General features: G+C 71.5%; 20 protein-coding genes and 1 riboswitch. Of the genes, 17 read left to right on the top strand and 3 right to left on the bottom strand.

Going from position 1 to position 19,510, the window contains the following annotated elements:
- Positions 1–16 precede the first annotated feature (16 nt).
- The 8 genes from lepB to AB0F56_RS03170 all read left to right on the top strand — a co-directional run bounded on the left by lepB (position 17) and on the right by AB0F56_RS03170 (position 6,608).
- Positions 17–766, top strand: coding sequence for a signal peptidase I (gene lepB / locus AB0F56_RS03205; protein ID WP_362003387.1), 750 nt, complete (start codon positions 17–19; stop codon positions 764–766).
- A 26-nt stretch (positions 767–792) separates the two neighbouring features.
- Entirely contained in the window at positions 793–1,317 is a 525-nt protein-coding gene (locus AB0F56_RS03200; protein ID WP_362004017.1) for an NUDIX hydrolase, read from the top strand.
- Between the two features lie 55 nt (positions 1,318–1,372).
- Positions 1,373–1,681 (top strand): DUF2469 domain-containing protein, encoded by a 309-nt coding sequence (locus AB0F56_RS03195; RefSeq protein WP_005311352.1) that lies wholly within the window; start codon positions 1,373–1,375, stop codon positions 1,679–1,681.
- A 105-nt stretch (positions 1,682–1,786) separates the two neighbouring features.
- A complete protein-coding gene (locus AB0F56_RS03190) occupies positions 1,787–2,152 on the top strand; it encodes a YraN family protein (protein WP_362003385.1) in 366 nt (121 codons plus the stop codon).
- Position 2,153: 1 nt separating this feature from the next.
- Positions 2,154–3,767, top strand: a complete 1,614-nt coding sequence (locus tag AB0F56_RS03185) for a YifB family Mg chelatase-like AAA ATPase (protein WP_362003383.1) — start codon at positions 2,154–2,156, stop codon at positions 3,765–3,767.
- Positions 3,764–4,921: a DNA-processing protein DprA gene (dprA, locus tag AB0F56_RS03180; protein ID WP_362003381.1), complete on the top strand. Its 1,158-nt coding sequence runs from the start codon at positions 3,764–3,766 to the stop codon at positions 4,919–4,921. Before AB0F56_RS03185 ends, dprA begins: the two co-directional genes overlap by 4 nt.
- A gap of 239 nt (positions 4,922–5,160) precedes the next feature.
- Positions 5,161–5,997, top strand: a complete 837-nt coding sequence (whiG, locus tag AB0F56_RS03175) for an RNA polymerase sigma factor WhiG (RefSeq protein WP_362003379.1) — start codon at positions 5,161–5,163, stop codon at positions 5,995–5,997.
- A 53-nt stretch (positions 5,998–6,050) separates the two neighbouring features.
- Positions 6,051–6,608 (top strand): helix-turn-helix domain-containing protein, encoded by a 558-nt coding sequence (locus AB0F56_RS03170; RefSeq protein WP_362004015.1) that lies wholly within the window; start codon positions 6,051–6,053, stop codon positions 6,606–6,608.
- Here AB0F56_RS03170 and AB0F56_RS03165 read toward each other — a convergent pair.
- Entirely contained in the window at positions 6,598–7,149 is a 552-nt protein-coding gene (locus AB0F56_RS03165; RefSeq protein ID WP_362003377.1) for a peptidoglycan DD-metalloendopeptidase family protein, read from the bottom strand. The two genes, AB0F56_RS03170 and AB0F56_RS03165, sit on opposite strands and share 11 nt — an antisense overlap.
- A gap of 256 nt (positions 7,150–7,405) precedes the next feature.
- On the opposite strand from AB0F56_RS03165, the gene rpsB reads away from it, so the two are divergent.
- From rpsB to AB0F56_RS03120, 9 genes are all read left to right on the top strand, one after another.
- On the top strand, positions 7,406–8,305 hold the full coding sequence (gene rpsB / locus AB0F56_RS03160; RefSeq protein WP_362003375.1) for a 30S ribosomal protein S2: 900 nt from the start codon (positions 7,406–7,408) through the stop codon (positions 8,303–8,305).
- A gap of 122 nt (positions 8,306–8,427) precedes the next feature.
- Positions 8,428–9,264, top strand: coding sequence for a translation elongation factor Ts (gene tsf, locus AB0F56_RS03155; protein ID WP_362003373.1), 837 nt, complete (start codon positions 8,428–8,430; stop codon positions 9,262–9,264).
- Positions 9,265–9,422: 158 nt separating this feature from the next.
- Complete coding sequence (gene pyrH / locus AB0F56_RS03150; RefSeq protein WP_362003371.1) at positions 9,423–10,187, top strand: UMP kinase; 765 nt, start codon at positions 9,423–9,425, stop codon at positions 10,185–10,187.
- 101 nt (positions 10,188–10,288) lie between these two features.
- On the top strand, positions 10,289–10,846 hold the full coding sequence (gene frr / locus AB0F56_RS03145; RefSeq protein WP_026057589.1) for a ribosome recycling factor: 558 nt from the start codon (positions 10,289–10,291) through the stop codon (positions 10,844–10,846).
- Entirely contained in the window at positions 10,846–11,931 is a 1,086-nt protein-coding gene (locus AB0F56_RS03140; protein ID WP_362003369.1) for a phosphatidate cytidylyltransferase, read from the top strand. Before frr ends, AB0F56_RS03140 begins: the two co-directional genes overlap by 1 nt.
- A gap of 114 nt (positions 11,932–12,045) precedes the next feature.
- Positions 12,046–13,152: a 23S rRNA (adenine(2503)-C(2))-methyltransferase RlmN gene (rlmN, locus tag AB0F56_RS03135; protein WP_362003367.1), complete on the top strand. Its 1,107-nt coding sequence runs from the start codon at positions 12,046–12,048 to the stop codon at positions 13,150–13,152.
- A 29-nt stretch (positions 13,153–13,181) separates the two neighbouring features.
- A riboswitch (TPP riboswitch) is annotated at positions 13,182–13,289 on the top strand.
- Between the two features lie 86 nt (positions 13,290–13,375).
- Positions 13,376–14,455, top strand: coding sequence for a thiamine ABC transporter substrate-binding protein (locus AB0F56_RS03130; RefSeq protein ID WP_362004012.1), 1,080 nt, complete (start codon positions 13,376–13,378; stop codon positions 14,453–14,455).
- Between the two features lie 38 nt (positions 14,456–14,493).
- Complete coding sequence (locus AB0F56_RS03125; RefSeq protein ID WP_362004010.1) at positions 14,494–16,116, top strand: iron ABC transporter permease; 1,623 nt, start codon at positions 14,494–14,496, stop codon at positions 16,114–16,116.
- Positions 16,116–17,135 (top strand): ABC transporter ATP-binding protein, encoded by a 1,020-nt coding sequence (locus AB0F56_RS03120; protein ID WP_362003365.1) that lies wholly within the window; start codon positions 16,116–16,118, stop codon positions 17,133–17,135. The genes AB0F56_RS03125 and AB0F56_RS03120 overlap by 1 nt, the downstream gene beginning before the upstream one ends.
- 7 nt (positions 17,136–17,142) lie before the next feature.
- On the opposite strand, the gene AB0F56_RS03115 is transcribed toward AB0F56_RS03120, so the two are convergent.
- Positions 17,143–18,087, bottom strand: coding sequence for a hypothetical protein (locus AB0F56_RS03115; protein WP_362003363.1), 945 nt, complete (start codon positions 18,085–18,087; stop codon positions 17,143–17,145).
- 88 nt (positions 18,088–18,175) lie between these two features.
- The gene (locus AB0F56_RS03110; RefSeq protein ID WP_362003361.1) at positions 18,176–19,300 is read right to left on the bottom strand and encodes a Rossmann fold nucleotide-binding protein; all 1,125 of its coding nucleotides are present in this window, start codon (positions 19,298–19,300) and stop codon (positions 18,176–18,178) included.
- Positions 19,301–19,510 lie beyond the last annotated feature (210 nt).

The raw sequence follows: 19,510 nt of genomic DNA, 5'->3' as shown, positions 1-19,510 counted from the left end.
GGTGGGGAGCGCTGGGATGAGCGGAACCATACGTACGGAAGGCGGCCGCGGCCGCCTCGGCAGTGTTCTGTCGGGGCTGGCCGTGGCCGTCGGCTGTGTGCTCTTCCTCGGCGGGTTCGTCTGGGGCGCGGTCACGTACCAGCCGTACAGCGTGCCCACCGACTCGATGACGCCGGCGCTGGCCGTCGGCTCCAAGGTCCTCGCCGAGCGGATCGACGGGGACGAGGTGCGGCGCGGCGACATCGTGATCTTCAAGGATCCGCTCTGGGGCGGATCGACCATGGTGAAGCGGGTCGTCGGGGTCGGCGGCGACACGGTCGCCTGCTGCGACAAGGGCGGCCGGCTCACCATCGACGGCAAGCCGGTCGTGGAGCCGTACACGCGGGCCGGCGCCCCCGCCTCGGGGCAGGAGTTCTCGGCGACCGTGCCCGAGGGGAAGCTCTTCCTCCTCGGCGACGAGCGGCACACCTCCCTGGACTCCCGGACGCACCTGGAGGAGGCCGGCCAGGGCTCCGTACCGCGCTCGGCGGTCACCGCCCGGGTCGACGCCGTCGCCTGGCCCGACGCGGCCCTCGTGGCGCGCCCCGCGGGCTTCGCGGCGCTGCCGGGCGGGATCTCCGTACCCGGTCCCGTGGAGCCGCTCTTCTACGCGATCGTCGGCGGGTGTGTACTGATCCTGGGCGGGGCCGCGTACGGGCCGGTCGCACGGCTCGCGGGGCGCCGCCAGGGCGGCCGGGCGAACGGCAGAGAGACGGTGGACGCGTGACGGGTGCGACGAGTGGTGAGGGCTCGGTGGGCTCTGCGGATTCGGCTGGTTCCGGCGACGCCGTCGGGCCGGAGCTGCGGCGGGTGGCCCGGGTCGTGCTGCTCGATCCCGACGACCGCATCCTCCTCCTGCACGGCTACGAGCCCGACGATCCGGAGCTGACCTGGTGGTTCACGCCCGGTGGCGGCCTGGAGGGCGACGAGACCCGCGAGCAGGCGGCCCTGCGCGAGCTGGCCGAGGAGACCGGGATCACCGACGTCGAACTCGGACCGGTCCTGTGGCAGCGGATCTGCTCCTTCCCGTTCGACGGGCGGCGCTGGGACCAGGACGAGTGGTACTACCTGGCACGAACCAGCCAGACCGTGACCGCCCCCGGCGGCCTCACCGAGCTGGAGGAACGCAGTGTCGCGGGGCTGAGGTGGTGGACCTCCGCCGAACTGTCGGCGGCGCGTGAGACGGTGTACCCGACCAGACTCGCCGAGCTGCTGCACAGGCTGCTCGACGAGGGACCGCCGAGTGCGCCGCTGGTGCTCGCCACGGAAATCGCTTAACGGTGCGAGCGGCTGGCGCACAATAGGTGGACGCACGGCTGAAGGGGAACATGCCATGAGCGCCGAGGACCTCGAGAAGTACGAGACCGAGATGGAGCTGAAGCTCTACCGGGAGTACCGCGATGTCGTCGGGCTGTTCAAATACGTGATCGAGACCGAGCGTCGGTTCTACCTCACCAACGACTACGAGATGCAGGTGCACTCGGTCCAGGGCGAGGTGTTCTTCGAGGTGTCCATGGCCGACGCCTGGGTCTGGGACATGTATCGGCCGGCGAGGTTCGTGAAGCAGGTCCGGGTACTCACGTTCAAGGACGTGAACATCGAGGAACTCAACAAGAGCGACCTGGAGCTTCCCGGAAGCTGAAACCACCCGCAGGGGTGACGGGGTTCTCCACAGGCCGGTGGTTGTCCACCGGCCCGCACACGGAACGTCGCGAAGCGTCACAGTCGGTGCCGGAGGTGGTGCCGAATGAACGCAACGAGCGCTCTCGGGCAGTACGGAGAACAGCTGGCGGTCCGCAGGCTCACGGCGGCCGGGATGGTCATCCTGGCGCGGAACTGGCGCTGCGGACGGACCGGGGAGATCGACATCGTCGCCCGGGACGGGGACTCCGTCGTCGTCTGCGAGGTGAAGACCCGGCGGGCCGGTGCCTTCGAGCACCCGATGGCCGCCGTCACGCCCGTCAAGGCCGACCGGCTCAAACGCCTCGCGGCCTGCTGGCTCGACCGCCACGGCGGTCCACCGCCCGAGGGCGGCATCCGCATCGACCTCGTCGGCGTCGTCCTGCCCCGCAGGGGCGCCGCGGTCGTCACCCACGTCCAGGGGGTGGCCTGAGATGGGATTCGCCCGCACCTGCTCCGTCGCCCTCGTCGGCGTCGAGGGCGTCGTCGTCGAGGTCCAGGCCGACCTGGAGGCCGGAGTCGCCGCCTTCACCCTGGTCGGACTCCCGGACAAGAGCCTCACCGAGAGCCGCGACCGGGTCCGCGCCGCCATCGTCAACTCGGGCGCCGAGTGGCCCCAGAAGAAGCTGACCGTCGGCCTCAGTCCCGCGTCCGTCCCGAAGGGCGGCTCGGGTTTCGACCTGGCCGTGGCGGCAGCGGTCCTCGGGGCCGCCGAGCGGATCGATCCCCGGGGCATCGCCGACCTCGTCCTGATCGGCGAACTCGGGCTCGACGGGCGCGTCCGGCCCGTGCGGGGCGTCCTGCCCGCCGTCCTCGCCGCCGCCGAAGCCGGCTACAGCCAGGTCGTCGTCCCCGAGCAGACGGCCGGCGAGGCCTCCCTCGTGCCCGGGGTCTCCGTCCTCGGCGTCCGCAGCCTGCGCCAGCTCATCGCCGTGCTCTCCGACGAACCGGTCCCCGAGGACGAGCCTGCCGAGGAGGGCCGCCCGGACGCCATGCTCGCCGGGCTCCTCGTCCCCGGCGCGGGCGTCGGCACCGGCCTCACCGCCGACCCCCTCGACGGACCGGACCTCGCCGACGTCGCCGGACAGCACGGGGCCCGCCGCGCCCTGGAGGTGGCCGCCGCGGGCAGCCACCACCTACTGCTCTCCGGGCCACCCGGAGCCGGAAAGACCATGCTCGCCGAAAGGCTCCCGGGCATCCTGCCCCCGCTCACCCGTCAGGAGTCCCTCGAAGTCACCGCCATCCACTCCGTGGCCGGCATCCTCCCGCCCGGCGAACCCCTCGTCCGCCGCGCCCCCTACTGCGCGCCCCACCACTCCGCGACCATGCAGTCCCTCGTCGGCGGCGGCAACGGACTCCCGCGTCCGGGGGCCGTCTCCCTGGCTCATCGAGGCATCCTCTTTCTGGACGAAGCGCCCGAGTTCTCCGGCAAGGCGCTCGATGCCCTGCGCCAGCCGCTGGAATCCGGGCACGTGGTCGTCGCCCGGGCCGCCGGGGTCGTCCGGCTCCCCGCGCGGTTCCTCCTGGCCCTCGCCGCCAACCCCTGCCCGTGCGGGCGGCACACCCTGCACGGCGCGGGGTGCGAGTGCCCCGCCTCCCTCATCCGCCGCTACCAGGCGCGGCTCTCCGGCCCGCTCCTCGACCGCGTCGACCTGCGCATCGAGGTCGAGCCAGTCACCCGCTCCGACCTCCTCGGGCAGGGCGGGCGCGGGGAGTCCACGGCCGCCGTCGCCGACCGCGTCCGCGAGGCCCGGGCCCGCGCGGCCGCCCGCCTGACCGGCACCCCCTGGACGGTCAACAGCGAGGTCCCCGGCCATGAACTGCGGACGCGCTTCGTCGTCGCCCCAGGAGCCCTCGCCGCGGCGGAACGGGACATCGAGCGCGGCATGCTGACCGCGCGCGGCCTCGATCGGGTTCTCCGCGTCGCCTGGACCGTCGCCGACCTCGCGGGCCACGACCGCCCGGACGCCCAGGACGTCGACCTCGCCCTCGAACTGCGGACCGGCATCGCCCGGGGCGTACCGGTGGGAGCGGGGGAGCGCGCATGATCACGTACGAGGAACGGCTGGCCCGCGCCGCGCTCACCCGGGTCGTCGAGCCCGGTGACGTCCACGCCGGCCGCCGGCTCCGGCAGTACGGAGCCGAGGGCTTCCTCCAGCGCCTGAGGGACCCGGTCGACGACCCGGACGCGTTCGCCGGCACCGGGGCGAAACGGGTCGCCGGGTGGCGCCGGCGGGCCGCGAGCGCCGAGCCGCGGCGGGACCTCGACACCATCGGCCGTCAGGGCGGGCGGCTCGTCGTCCCCGGCGACCTCGAATGGCCCCGGCAGCTCGACGACCTCGGCGACACCCGCCCCGTGGGCCTCTGGGCCCGGGGCCCCGCCGACCTGCGGACCTGGGCGCTGCGCTCGGTCGCCGTCGTCGGCGCCCGCGCCTGCACCCCCTACGGCGCGCACATGGCGACCACACTCGCCTCCGGGCTCGCCGAAGAGGGCTGGGTCGTCGTCTCCGGCGCCGCGTTCGGCATCGACGGCGCCGCCCACAGAGGCGCCCTCGCCGCCCGCGGTGCCACCGTCGCCGTCCTCGCCTGCGGCGTCGACATCCCCTACCCGCGCGGCCACGCCGAACTCATCGGGCGCGTCGCGGAACAGGGGCTCGTCATCGGGGAGTTGCCGCCCGCCAGTCACCCCACGCCCAGCAGATTCATCCTCCGCAACCGTGTCATCGCCGCCCTCACCCGAGGCACGGTCGTCGTGGAGGCCGAGTACCGCAGCGGTTCCCTGGTCACCGCCCGCGCCGCCGCCCGCCTCGGCCGGCACACCATGGGCGTGCCAGGACCCGTCACCAGCGGGCTCTCCGCCGGTGTCCACGAACTGCTGCGCGGCGAGGCGACCCTCGTCACCGAGGCCGCCGAAGTGATCGAACTCGTCGGGGACATGGGCCAGCTCGCCCCCGCCCGGCGCGGCCCGGTCCTGGCGAGAGACCTGCTCGCCCCGGACGCCGCCCGCGTCCTCGAAGCGATGCCCGCGGGCCGCGCCACCTGTGTGGGTGAGATCGCGGACCGGTCCGGCGCCACCCCCGACGACACCCTCGTCAGACTGTACGAACTGCACTCCCTGGGGTTCGTCGAACGGCAAGGCGACGACTGGCGGTTGACGAACACCCCCACGGAAGGGGCGAATGCGCGGCGAGGCGGTACTTGACCTGGAGCATTCGGGTGAAATGGTGAGGGTGATGAACAACCCAGCTGTCTCGGTCGCACCCGAGGGGCCGACGCGCGCCACGGCCCGGGTTCGAAGATGTGGCCGAGGACGTCCACCCGGAGCGGTGCGATCCGCAGAGGTTCGCAGACCGCGACCGTCCAGTCACGCTACGCTCGCAAGGGTTCCCCGACGGACATCCGTCCCGACAAACCCGCCAGCAGAACGGCTCAAGGCAACGCATGCCCCAGCACACCTCCGGGTCTGACCGCGCTGCGGTGCCCCCAGCAGCCCGGGGCACCGTGCGACCGCCCGCACCGACATCGCTCGACGAACTGTGGCGGTCCTACAAGGACACGGGCGACGAGCGACTGCGCGAGCAGCTGATCCTGCACTACTCCCCGCTCGTGAAGTACGTCGCCGGCCGCGTCAGCGTGGGCCTGCCGTCCAATGTGGAACAGGCCGACTTCGTCTCCTCCGGCGTCTTCGGACTGATCGACGCCATCGAGAAGTTCGACGTCGAGCGGTCGATCAAGTTCGAGACCTACGCGATCACCCGGATCCGGGGCGCGATGATCGACGAACTCCGCGCCCTCGACTGGATCCCCCGCTCCGTGCGGCAGAAGGCGCGCAACGTCGAGCGCGCGTACGCCACCCTGGAGGCCAAGCTGCGGCGCACCCCGAGCGAGGGCGAGGTCGCGGCGGAGATGGGCATCGGCCTGGAGGAACTGCACGCGGTTTTCAGCCAGTTGTCCCTGGCGAACGTGGTCGCCCTCGAAGAGCTGCTGCATGTCGGCGGCGAGGGCGGCGACCGGCTCTCGCTGATGGACACCCTGGAGGACACCGCCGCCGACAACCCGGTCGAGGTCGCCGAGGACCGCGAGCTGCGGAGGCTGCTCGCCCGCGCCATCAACACCCTCCCCGAGCGGGAGAAGACCGTGGTCACGCTCTACTACTACGAGGGCCTGACCCTCGCCGAGATCGGCCATGTCCTCGGGGTCACCGAGAGCCGCGTCAGCCAGATCCACACCAAGTCGGTCCTGCAGCTGCGCGCCAAGCTGGCCGATGTGGGGCGCTGACCGGGAGCGGCCAGTCGTATGGTGGAGCCGTGCCAAGGATTCGAGCGGCCTCGGTGGCCGAGCACCGGACGATGCAGCGCGGCGCCCTGCTGGACGCCGCGCGCTCCCTGCTGTCCGAGGGCGGTACGGAGGCGCTGACCTTCCCCGCCCTCGCCGAGCGCACGGGCCTGGCCCGTTCCTCGGTGTACGAGTACTTCCGGTCGCGCGCGGCCGTGGTCGAGGAGCTGTGCGCCGTCGACTTCCCCGTCTGGGCGGCCGAGGTCGAGACGGCGATGGCCCGCGCCGACACGCCTGAGGGCAAGGTCGAGGCGTATGTGCGCAAGCAGCTGGAGCTCGTCGGGGACCGGCGCCACCGGGCGGTCGTCGCGATCTCCGCGAGCGAGCTCGACCAGGGCGCCCGCGAGAAGATCCGCGCCGCCCACGGCGGCCTCGTCACCATGATCGTCGAGGCCCTCGTCGACCTGGGCCAGTCCCAGCCCCGCCTCGGCGCCATGCTCCTCCAGGGCGTCGTGGACGCCGCTGTCCGCCGTATCGAACTGGGCGCGGCCGAAGATCCGGACACCGTCGCCGAGGCCGCCGTCGCCATGGCCCTGCGCGGCGTCAGCGGCTGAAGCCCGTCACCGGCAGCAGCCTCGACGGGCCCTGGCGCAGCAGGAGCAAGGGGTTCAGGTACGCGTCGCCCCGCAGCAGGCCCCAGTGCAGGCAGGATTCCGGACAGTGGGCCGCCCCGGCCGCTCCCGGCGCCCCGGCCCCGCCGGTCGGTGGGGGCGCGAGGGTGGCCACCGGGTCACCCCGGGTGACCTTCGTGCCCGCCGCGACCAGGGGCTCCACCGGTTCGTAGGTGGTGCGCAGGGGCGGGTCTCCGGTGCCCGGCAGGGTGAGGGTGAGGACGCCCCGGCCGGCCACGTGGCCCGCGAACGTGACCACGCCCGACGCCGCCGCGCGGACCGGGGCGCCCACCGGGGCCGCCAGGTCGAGACCGCGGTGACCGGCCGCGTACGGACCGGCCGGAGGCTCCCAGCCGCGCACGATCTCCGGGCGCGGCGGGCCGAGCGGCCAGGTCAGGGCCACCGGCGGCGCGCTCGGGGACCGCATCGGCGCGCTCGGGGGCCACAGCAGGGCCAGGGCGAGAAGCAGTGTCGTCAGATGCATGGCGACACCGTCCCGCACCCGCCCGATTCCTGCCGATCATGGTCGGTTTCTGTGGACAACCGGCTGGTTGTGGACAGCGTCGTCACCCGGCACCCGCAGGGTCCCGTACACTTCCTATGGCGATCCGGGTCACCGGGTCGACTTCGCACGCCCCGCCACACAGCCCTCACAGGTCGTGGCAGCGCCTTTTCGGTCCCTCGTGGCACGGCGCGTCGGGGCGTCAGGACATAACCGAGAAACACAAGGAGATACGGCCATGGCCGTCGTCACGATGCGGGAGCTGCTGGAGAGCGGCGTCCACTTCGGTCACCAGACCCGTCGTTGGAACCCGAAGATGAAGCGCTTCATCTTCACGGAGCGCAACGGCATCTACATCATCGACCTGCTCCAGTCGCTGTCGTACATCGACCGCGCCTACGAGTTCGTCAAGGAGACCGTCGCCCACGGCGGCTCCATCATGTTCGTCGGTACGAAGAAGCAGGCCCAGGAGGCCATCGCCGAGCAGGCGACGCGTGTCGGCATGCCGTACGTCAACCAGCGTTGGCTCGGTGGCATGCTCACCAACTTCTCCACCGTCTACAAGCGTCTGCAGCGCCTCAAGGAGCTCGAGCAGATCGACTTCGAGGATGTGGCCGCCTCCGGCCTCACCAAGAAGGAGCTCCTGGTCCTCTCCCGCGAGAAGGCCAAGCTGGAGAAGACCCTCGGTGGTATCCGCGAGATGCAGAAGGTGCCGAGCGCCGTCTGGATCGTCGACACCAAGAAGGAGCACATCGCCGTCGGTGAGGCGCGCAAGCTCCACATCCCGGTCGTCGCGATCCTCGACACCAACTGCGACCCCGACGAGGTCGACTACAAGATCCCCGGCAACGACGACGCGATCCGCTCCGTCACCCTGCTCACCCGCGTGATCGCCGACGCCGTCGCCGAGGGCCTCATCGCCCGCTCCGGCGCCGCGACCGGCGACTCGAAGCCGGGCGAGAAGGCCGCCGGCGAGCCGCTCGCCGAGTGGGAGCGCGACCTGCTCGAGGGTGAGAAGAAGGCTGACGAGGCCGAGGTCCAGACCTCCGCCGAGACCGAGAAGGTCGCCGACGCGGAGGCCGCCGAGGTCGTCGCCGAGGTCGCCGAGGCTCCGGCCGCCGAGGCCGAGCAGGCCTGACCCACGGCCTGACCGCACAGGTCAGGTCCGGTTGGTTGTTTCGGATGTCGACGGCGGGGGCCCACAAAGCCCCCGCCGTCCACCCGTAGATCTTTCAGACTTCGAGAGAGAAACTCAGACTCATGGCGAACTACACCGCCGCTGACGTCAAGAAGCTCCGTGAGCTCACCGGCGCCGGCATGATGGACTGCAAGAAGGCCCTGGACGAGGCCGACGGCAACGTCGACAAGGCCGTCGAGGCCCTGCGCATCAAGGGCCAGAAGGGCGTCGCCAAGCGCGAGGGCCGCTCTGCCGAGAACGGCGCCGTCGTCTCCCTCATCGCCGACGACAACACCTCCGGTGTCCTCGTCGAGCTGAAGTGCGAGACGGACTTCGTCGCCAAGGGCGAGAAGTTCCAGGCCGTCGCCAACCAGCTGGCCGCGCACGTCGCCGCCACCAACCCGGCCGACCTGGAGGCGCTGCTCGCCTCCGAGATCGAGGCCGGCAAGACCGTGCAGGCCTTCGTGGACGAGGCCAACGCCAACCTCGGCGAGAAGATCGTCCTCGACCGCTTCGCGCAGTACGCGGACGGCTCCGTCTACGCCTACATGCACCGCACGATGCCCGACCTGCCCCCGCAGATCGGTGTCCTCGTCGAGTTCGACAAGCCGAACGCCGAGGTCGCCAAGGGCGTCGCGCAGCACATCGCCGCCTTCGCGCCGAAGTACCTCACTCGTGAGGACGTCCCGGCCGAGGTCGTCGAGTCCGAGCGCCGCGTCGCCGAGGAGACCACCCGCGCCGAGGGCAAGCCCGAGGCCGCGCTCCCGAAGATCGTCGAGGGTCGCGTCAACGGCTTCTTCAAGGACGCCACGCTGCTCGGTCAGCCGTACGCGCTCGACAACAAGAAGTCCGTCGAGCAGATCCTGAAGGAAGCCGGCGTCACCCTGAAGCGCTTCACGCGCATCAAGGTCGGCATCTGAGTCCGTACGCGACGGACACCGGACCCCGGTAGGGTCTGAAGCAGTCGTCCGCGCTCGCGCAGGACGACCGCAGATCTGACGAGGAGGCCATTGCCGTACGGGAAACCGCAAGGACCCACCGGCAATGGCCTTCGTCGTATGTGCACGAGGAGATCTCCATGAACCAGAGCGCCGTACAGGGCGACGACAACCACGGCAAAAAGGCCGGCCGCTTCATGCTGAAGCTGTCCGGCGAGGCATTCGCCGGAGGCGGCGGTCTCGGCGTCGACCCCGACGTCGTGCACAAGATCGCACGCGAGATCGCCGCAGTCGTCCGCGACGGCGCGGAGATCGCGATCGTCATCGGCGGCGGCAACTTCTTCCGCGGCGCCGAACTGCAGGTACGCGGCATGGACCGGGCCCGCTCCGACTACATGGGCATGCTCGGCACCGTCATGAACTGCCTCGCCCTCCAGGACTTCCTGGAGAAGGAGGGCATCGACTCCCGCGTCCAGACCGCCATCACCATGGGGCAGGTCGCGGAGCCGTACATCCCGCTGCGGGCCGTGCGCCACCTGGAGAAGGGCCGCGTGGTCATCTTCGGCGCCGGTATGGGCATGCCGTACTTCTCCACCGACACCACGGCCGCCCAGCGCGCCCTGGAGATCGACGCCGAGGCCCTGCTCATGGGCAAGAACGGCGTCGACGGGGTCTACGACTCCGATCCGAAGACCAACCCCGACGCGGTCAAGTTCGACGCGCTGGAGTACGGCGAGGTGCTCTCCCGCGACCTCAAGGTCGCCGACGCCACCGCCATCACCCTGTGCCGCGACAACAATCTCCCGATCCTCGTCTTCGAACTGCTCGCCGAGGGCAATATCGCGCGCGCGGTGAAGGGTGAGAAGATCGGCACTCTCGTGAGCGACCAGGGCACCCGGGCCTGAGCCTCGGCTCGAACCGGGTACCTCCCCGCGAGGGGACGGACAGAGCCCTGCCGGTCGCAAAACCGTGCAGGACAAGACGCGACGACACGCAGGAGCAAGTGGTGATCGAAGAGACCCTCCTCGAGGCCGAGGAGAAGATGGAGAAGGCCGTCGTGGTCGCCAAGGAGGACTTCGCCGCGATCCGCACCGGGCGTGCGCACCCGGCGATGTTCAACAAGATCGTGGCCGACTACTACGGTGCGATCACGCCGATCAATCAGCTGGCGTCGTTCTCGGTTCCCGAGCCGCGCATGGCTGTCGTGACCCCGTTCGACAAGAGCGCGCTGCGCAACATCGAGCAGGCGATCCGCGACTCCGACCTCGGCGTCAACCCGAGCAACGACGGCAACATCATCCGTGTGGTGTTCCCCGAGCTGACGGAGGAGCGCCGCCGCGAGTACATCAAGGTGGCCAAGGGCAAGGCCGAGGACTCCAAGATCTCCATCCGTTCCGTCCGCCGCAAGGCCAAGGAGACCATCGACAAGCTGGTCAAGGACGGCGAGGTCGGCGAGGACGAGGGCCGGCGCGCGGAGAAGGAGCTCGACGACACCACCGCGAAGTACGTCGCGCAGGTGGACGAGCTGCTCAAGCACAAGGAAGCCGAGCTGCTCGAGGTCTGATGAACGACTCTTCCTGGGGGGCCCCGGCCGGTTCCGGCTACTGGGGGCCCGACCAGGGGCCTGCCCCGGCGGGTCCCGCATACGATGGGCTGCAGGCGGCGCAGACTCGGCCCATGCCCATCGTGCCCGACGTCCCCGCCGGCGATCACCAGGACGACCACGACCGGGGGGCCGCTCAGCCGAGCGGTCCCCTGTTCCGTGACGAGACGCCGAACGAGCACCCGCAGGAGCCCATGTCCAGCCCGAACCGGCCCGCTTCCCCGCAGAAGAAGAGCGCGGGGCGCGACCTGGGCGCGGCCATAGGAGTCGGGGTCGGGCTCGGCGCCGTCATCATCGCGTCCCTCTTCATCTGGAAGGCCGCGTTCGTCGGCGTCATAGCGGTCGCCGTCGTCGTCGGCCTGTGGGAGCTCACCTCCCGCCTCCAGGAGCGCAAGGGCATCAAGGCCCCGCTCGTCCCGCTGGCGGTCGGTGGCGCGGCGATGGTCGTGGCCGGTTACGTCCGCGGAGCGGAGGGGGCCTGGGTCGCCATGGCCCTGACCGCCCTCGCGGTCCTCGTGTGGCGCATGACGGAGCCGCCCGAGGGCTATCTGAAGGACGTCACGGCGGGCGTCTTCGCCGCGTTCTACGTGCCGTTCCTGGCGACGTTCGTGGCGCTGATGCTCACCGCCGACGACGGTGCGGAGCGGGTCCTCACGTTCCTGCTGCTCACGGTCGTCAGCGACACCGGCGCGTACGCGATCGGCTGGCGCTTCGGCAAGCACAAGCTGGCACCGCGGATCAGCCCCGGCAAGACCCGCGAGGGCCTGCTCGGAGCGGTCACGTTCGCGATGGCGGCGGGCGCGCTGTGCATGGAGTTCCTGATCGACGACGGCTCGTGGTGGCAGGGCCTGCTGCTCGGCCTCGCGGTGGCGGCGAGCGCGACGCTCGGCGACCTCGGCGAGTCGATGATCAAGCGCGACCTCGGCATCAAGGACATGGGCACGCTCCTGCCCGGTCACGGCGGCATCATGGACCGCCTGGACTCCCTGCTGCCTACGGCTCCGGTGGTCTGGCTGCTGTTGGTCGTCTTCGTCGGCACCACCTGACCTGCGAATTTGTAGGTGAAGCGCCCGTTGTCCTCCCCCATAGCCCCTCCGGGGCTATGGGGGTGCCCCCATTCGTCGGGCCCTTCTCCGTTCCTCTGCGACACTGGTAGGACCATGCCCAAGCCCGGAGAACTCACTTTCGTCGCGCCCCGCGGAGCCAAGAAGCCGCCGCGGCACCTTGCCGACCTCACGCCCGCCGAGCGCAAGGAGGCCGTCGCCGCGATCGGCGAGAAGCCGTTCCGCGCCAAGCAGCTGTCCACCCACTACTTCGCGCGGTACGCCCACGACCCCGCCGAGTGGACCGACATCCCCGCCGGCTCCCGCGAGAAGTTGCAGGGGGAGCTGCTGCCCGACCTTATGTCCGTGGTCCGGCACATCTCGTGCGACGACGACACCACCCGTAAGACCCTGTGGAAGCTGCACGACGGCACGCTCGTCGAGTCCGTGCTCATGCGGTACCCGGACCGGGTCACCATGTGCATCTCCTCGCAGGCCGGCTGCGGGATGAACTGTCCGTTCTGCGCCACCGGGCAGGCCGGGCTCGACCGGAACCTGTCGACGGCCGAGATCGTGCACCAGATCGTCGACGGGATGCGCGCCCTGCGGGACGGCGAGGTGCCCGGTGGGCCCGCGCGGCTCAGCAACATCGTCTTCATGGGCATGGGCGAGCCGCTCGCCAACTACAAGCGGGTCGTCGGTGCCATCCGGCGGCTCACCGACCCCGAGCCGGACGGGCTCGGGCTGTCGCAGCGCGGGATCACCGTCTCCACCGTGGGCCTCGTGCCCGCGATGCTGCGCTTCGCCGACGAGGGCTTCAAGTGCCGGCTCGCCGTCTCGCTGCACGCCCCCGACGACGAGCTGCGCGACACCCTCGTGCCCGTCAACACCCGCTGGAAGGTCCGCGAGGTCCTCGACGCCGCGTGGGAGTACGCCGAGAAGTCCGGCCGCCGGATCTCCATCGAGTACGCCCTGATCCGCGACATCAACGACCAGGCCTGGCGGGGCGACCTGCTCGGGCGGCTGCTCAAGGGCAAGCGGGTCCATGTGAACCTGATTCCGCTGAACCCGACGCCCGGGTCCAAGTGGACCGCGTCCCGGCCCGAGGACGAGAAGGCCTTCGTCGAGGCCATCGCCGCCCACGGTGTTCCGGTCACCGTCCGTGACACCCGCGGGCAGGAGATCGACGGTGCCTGTGGACAGCTGGCGGCCTCGGAGCGCTGACCTTGTAGTCTGTGCTCGAACACATCTCCATATTCCGACAGGGGAGCGCCACAGCGCTGAGAGTGCGGTCATCGGACCGCAGACCCTCTGAACCTCGCCCAGGTCATTCTGGGTAGGAAGTTCGGTCGCAACTCGAGCTGTTGCGCCCTGCCCACCTCCCGGTGGGCAGGGCCGCGTCTCTTCCTGGTCACACCCAGGAGGAATTTCAGTGAGCACCAAGAAGATGGTCGCTGCGGCGATCGCCGCCGCGCTGGGCGTCACGACGCTCGCCGCGTGCGGTACCGAGGACATCCGCGACGCGGCGGGCAAGAGCGGTGAGCCCGCGCCGAAGACCGTGACCCTCGTGAGTCACGACTCCTTCAACGCCTCCAAGGAGGTCCTGGCGGAGTTCACCAAGCAGACCGGCTTCACCGTCAAGGTCCTCAAGAGCGGTGACGCGGGCGTCGCCGTCAACAAGGAGATCCTGACCAAGGGCTCCCCGCAGGGCGACGTCTTCTTCGGCGTCGACAACACCCTGCTCTCCCGCGCGCTCGACAACGGGATCTTCGTCCCGTACGAGGCGAAGGGGCTCGACCGGGTCCTGCCCGAGACGAAGCTCGACAAGGAGCACCGGGTCACCCCGATCGACACGGGCGACATCTGCGTCAACTACGACAAGAAGTACTTCGCCGACAAGAAGCTCGCGCCCCCGCAGACCTTCGACGACCTGGCCAAGCCGGAGTACAAGAACCTGCTCGTGGTCGAGAACCCCGAGAAGTCCTCCCCGGGCCTCGGCTTCCTGCTCGGCACCGCCGCGCGGTACGGCGACGACGGCTGGCAGGACTACTGGACGAAGCTCAAGGCCAACGGCGTGAAGACCGTCGACAGCTGGGAGCTCGCCTACAACCAGGAGTTCTCCGGCTCCGCCGGCGGCAAGCAGGCCAAGGGAGACCGCCCGCTGGTCGTCTCGTACGCCTCCAGCCCGCCGGTCGAGGTCCTCTACTCCGAGCCGCAGCCGAAGGACGCCCCCACCGGGGTCTCCACCGGCACCTGCTTCCGGCAGATCGAGTTCGCCGGACTCCTGAACGGGGCGAAGAACCCCGAAGGCGGCAAGGCGCTCATCGACTTCCTGATCTCCAAGAAGTTCCAGGAAGACATGCCGCTGCAGATGTTCGTCAACCCGGTGACCGAGGGCGCGCAGCTGCCCGAGCTGTTCACCCAGCACGGTGTGGTGATCGACAAGCCGCAGACCATGGCGCCCGAGAAGATCGCCGAGAAGCGTGACCAGTGGATCCAGTCGTGGTCCTCGACCGTTCTGAAGTAGTTCCCGACCGCCGGGGAAGCGCGGCGCGGCTCGGCCTGATGGTCGTGCCCGTCGCCTTCTTCGCGCTCTTCTTCGCCTGGCCCGTCGCCTCGATCGTCGAGCGCGGGCTGCGGGTCGACGGGGCGTGGGAGTTCGGCCGGTTCGGCGAGACGCTGACCCGGCCCGAGATCCTCGACGTCCTCTGGTTCACCCTCTGGCAGGCGCTCGCCTCCACCGCGCTGACCCTGCTGATCGCGCTGCCCGGCGCGTACGTCTTCGCGCGCTTCGACTTCCCCGGCAAGGGGCTGCTGCGCGCCGTCGTCACCGTGCCCTTCGTGATGCCGACCGTCATGGTCGGCACGGCGTTCCTGGCGCTCGTCGGCCGCGGCGGGCTCCTCGACGAGCTGTGGGGCGTCCGCCTGGACACCACCGTCTGGGCCATCCTCCTCGCGCACGTCTTCTTCAACTACGCCGTCGTCGTCCGGACCGTCGGCGGACTGTGGGCGCAGCTCGACCCCCGCCAGGAGGAGGCCGCCCGCGTCCTCGGCGCCTCCCGGTTCCGGGCGTGGCGGACGGTGACGCTGCCCGCGCTCGCCCCCGCCGTCGCCGCGGCCGCGCTGATGGTCTTCCTCTTCACCGCCGGCTCCTTCGCCGTCGTCCAGATCCTCGGCGGACCGGCGTACTCCACCCTGGAGACGGAGATCTACCGGCAGACGGTCGACCGCTTCGACCTGACGACGGCCGCCGTCCTCACGATCGTCCAGTTCGTCGCCGTCGGCATCGTCCTCGCCGTGCACGCCCGGACGGTACGGCGGCGGGAGACGGCCCTGAAGCTCGTCCCGCCCGAGCAGACCGCGCGCCGGCCCCGGGGGATCGGCGCGTGGGCGCTCTTCGCGGGCGTCCTCGTCTCGATCGTCCTGCTGCTCGTGCTGCCGCTCGCCGTGCTGATCGAGCGGTCCTTCGCCACCCCCGACGGGTACGGGCTCGACTACTACCGGGCCCTCCAGTCCGTCGACCCCTCCGGCACCTTCCTCGTGCCCATGGTCGACACGATCGGGAACTCCCTGCGGTACGCGGTCGTCGCCACCGCCCTCGCGCTGCTCATCGGCGGACTCGCGGCCGCCGCGCTCACCCGGCGTGCCGGGCGGCTCGTGCGTGGCTTCGACGCCCTGCTGATGCTGCCGCTCGGGGTCTCGGCGGTCACGGTCGGCTTCGGCTTCCTGATCACCCTGGACGAGCCGCCGTTCGACCTGCGGGCCAGCTGGATCCTCGTCCCGCTCGCGCAGGCGCTCGTCGGCGTCCCCTTCGTCGTACGGACGATGCTGCCCGTGCTGCGCGCGGTGGACGAGCGGCTGCGGGAGGCGGCGGCCGTGCTCGGGGCCTCGCCGCTGCGGGCCTGGCGCGAGGTCGATCTGCCGCTGGTGCGGCGGGCGGTGCTCATCGCGGCCGGGTTCGCCTTCGCCGTCTCGCTGGGCGAGTTCGGCGCGACGGTCTTCATCGCCCGGCCCGACAACCCGACGCTGCCCGTCGCCGTCGCCCGGCTGCTCGGTCGGCCCGGTGCGCTCAACTACGGCCAGGCCATGGCCCTTTCGACGATTCTGATGGTGGTGTGCGCGGTGTCCCTGCTGCTCCTCGAACGGCTCCGTGTCGACCGGACCACCTCCGGCTCCGGGGAGTTCTGATGCTGCACTTCGAGGACGTGACCGTACGGTTCGGGGAACGGGCCGTGCTCGACTCCGTGGACCTGAAGGTGGCCGACCACGAGATCGTGTGCGTGCTCGGCCCGAGCGGCAGCGGCAAGTCCACGCTGCTGCGGGCCGTCGCCGGACTCCAGGCGCTCGACGGCGGGCGGGTCCGGCTCGACGGCGCGGACCAGGCGGGCGTGCCCGTGCACCGGCGCGGGGTCGGCCTGATGTTCCAGGACCACCAGCTCTTCCCGCAGCGGGACGTCGGCTCCAACGTCGCCTTCGGGCTGCGCATGCGGGGCGTGTCCAAGGCCGAACAGGACGTACGCGTACGGGAGTTGCTGGAGCTCGTCGGGCTGCCCGGGGCCGCGCGCCGGGCCGTCGCCGCGCTCTCCGGCGGCGAGCAGCAGCGCGTGGCGCTCGCCCGGGCGCTCGCGCCCCGGCCCCGGCTGCTGATGCTGGACGAGCCGCTCGGCCAGCTCGACCGCGGCCTTCGGGAACGGCTCGTCGTCGAACTACGCGCCCTCTTCCGCCAGTTGGGTACGACCGTGCTCGCCGTCACGCACGACCAGGGCGAGGCCTTCGCGCTCGCCGACCGGGTCGTGGTGATGCGCGACGGCCGGATCGCCCAGTCCGGGACGCCCCTCGACGTCTGGCGGCACCCGGCCTCCGCGTTCGTGGCCCGGTTCCTCGGCTTCGACAACATCGTGCCCGGCACGGTGAGCGGCGCCGCCGCCGAGACCCCGTGGGGCAAGGTCCCGGTGCCCGACGGCTCGCCCCAGGGCGCGCGGGAGGTCCTCGTCCGCCCGGCGGGCGTCCGGCTCGTGGCCCCGGCGGACGGCCTTGCTTGCGTCGTCGAGTCCCGTACGTTCCGGGGCACGCACGTCGCCGTCCTCCTCCGCCCGGCCGAAGGCCCGCCCCTGGAGGCCGAGCGCGCCCTGCGGGACGCCCCGGAGGTGGGGGCTGAGGTGGGGGTGACGTTCGCGGCGGACGAGGTGGTGGTCCTCGCGGACTAGCGGGGGCTTATCGGGGAGCGCCCGAGCCGGCGGGCTCCCGTGGGGCGGGTGCCGGCTCGTCGTCCGGTGCCGCCGGTTCCGCGCCGTGGGCCTCCGGGGCGCCGTACCAGGCCACCGCGACCGCGCCCGCGACCGCCAGGAGGAAGCCGAGGACGGCCAGCCAGGCGAAGCCCGGGCGGGAGGTGTCGCCGAGCCACCACACCCCGATCATCCCGGGGAGTACGGTCTCGCCGACCACGAGCGCCGCCGTCGCTCCGTTGACCGAGCCGATCTGCAGCGCGACGGTGTGCAGGTACATGCCGCCGATTCCGGCGACGAGGATCGCGTACAGCGCCGGGTCGGTGAGGAGCGCTCCGAGGTCGAAGGGGTCGATGCCGTTGAGGATGCGTACGCCCACGCCGAGCGCGCCGAAGCCGAGCCCCGAGAGCAGACCGGCAAGGATCGCCGCCCGCGCGCCCAGGAGACGTACGACAACGGTGCCGCCGGCCATCAGGAGCAGCGAGATCGCGAGCAGCCACCAGTGCGTGGCGATCGGGGTGTGCCCGCTGCCCTCGGGGCCGGCCGCGGTGGCCAGCAGCACCAGGGCGGAGCAGACCACCCCGATCGAGGTCCACTCCGCGCGGCTCAGCCGGATGCCGAGCAGCCGGACGCTCAGGACCGCCGTGATGACCAGGTTCGCGCTGATCACGGTCTGGGACAGGAAGAGCGGCAGCATCCGGGCGGCGAGCGCGCCGAGGCCGAAGCCGATGAAGTCCAGGACCGTACCGACGACGAACTCCCAGGTCGTCGCCGCCTTCGCGGTCGACGCGAGGCTCGGCCCGCCGCGGCCGGTGAACTGTCCGGAGGCGGCTGCCTCGCGCCGCGCGGACTTGCGCGAGCCGACGGCCTGCAGCACGGAGCCCGTGCCGTAACAGATCGAGGCGGCGACGGCGGTCAGCAGTCCTATGAGCACGGAGTGGCTCCGTTCCGGGAGGCAGGAGGCGGTACGGACTGCCAGACGTGGGATCGGCCGTCGAAGTTGCTTCCTGCGACCCGGTGCTTCAGCTCAGACGGCGGAGCGCCTCCGGGGCCTCGTCGATGGAGTCGACCAGGGCGATCCGCGCCGCCATCGGGCGCTCGGCGGCCAGGGCCTGGAGCAGGGGCCAGGCGGGGAGGCGCTCCGTCCAGTGGGCGCGGTTCACCAGGACCATGGGGGTGGGCTCTCCCCCTCGCCTTCGGCTGGGGGGACCCCCACGCGACTCGTAGTAGTTCGGGGTCGAGTTGTCGAAGATCTCCTGCACCGTGCCGGCCGCGCCCGGCAGGAAGATCACACCGGCGTCGCAGCGGGCGAGCAGGCCGTCCTCGCGGGTGGCGTTGGAGAAGTACTTGGCGATGTGGCCTGCGAAGGGGTTCGGCGGCTCGTGGCCGTAGAACCACGTGGGGATGCCGACCGAGTCGCCGCCCTTCGGCCAGCGGGAGCGCACCTCGAAGGCGGCGCGCGCCCAGTCGGTGATCGACGGGGTGAAGGAGGGCGCCTTGGCGAGGAGTTCGAGCGCCTCGTCCAGGACGTCGTCGGCGTGCGGGGCGGTGTACGCGCCGAGGTTCGCGGCCTCCATCGCGCCGGGGCCGCCGCCGGTCGCCACGGTCAGCCCGTCGCGGGCCAGCGCGCGGCCGAGCCGGGCCGCCCCGGCGTACGCGTCGGTGCCGCGGCCCATCGCGTGGCCGCCCATGACGCCGACGACGCGGGTGCCGACGAGGAGTTCGTCGAGGGCGTCGGAGATGGCGTCGTCGTGGATGGAGCGGAGCATCGACGCGAAGATGTCGCCGTCGGCCTTGGTCTGCTGGAACCAGTCGTACGCGAGGAAGTCGGGCGTCGCCTCGTACCCCTCGTCCTCGACGTGGTCGAACAGTTCGGCGGGGGAGTAGAGGTGGGCGCGGTACGGGTCGAACGGCAGCTCCGGTACGGGTGGGAAGACGAGGGCCCCGTCGGCGCGGACCTTGGCGGCGGCCTCGGGCTGGAGCTCGCAGCCGAGGAAGACGGCGCCGGTGGTGGAGGTGGAGAGCAGGGCGAAGGTGCGGTCGGTGAGGTCCACGGACTGGACGCGGTGGCCTTGGAGGGAGCCGCGGGCGATGACCTCGTCGAACTCGGCGGGGGTGTGGATTTCGCGTTCCTCGCGGTGGGGCATGGGGCCAGGGTAGGGGCCCGGGGTGCGGCCGGTCGTGCGGGGCGCCGCGGCCGGGGTGCGGGGTCTTGTCCGGGGGGGCCGCGCCCAGGGGGCGGGGCCTGTCCGGGCGCCGCGCCCGTGGTGCGGGGCGGTCGGGGCGGACGCGCCCGCCAGGGCGCCCTCGTCCCGTGTGCCCACCCGTCCCGCCCTGCGGGACGATTGCCCACACGG

This window comes from Streptomyces sp. NPDC026092 (genome assembly GCF_040638605.1).
Lineage (GTDB): Bacteria > Actinomycetota > Actinomycetes > Streptomycetales > Streptomycetaceae > Streptomyces.
Note: the sequence above shows the minus strand (reverse complement) of the source record. Positions and strands in the feature narration are given on the sequence as shown.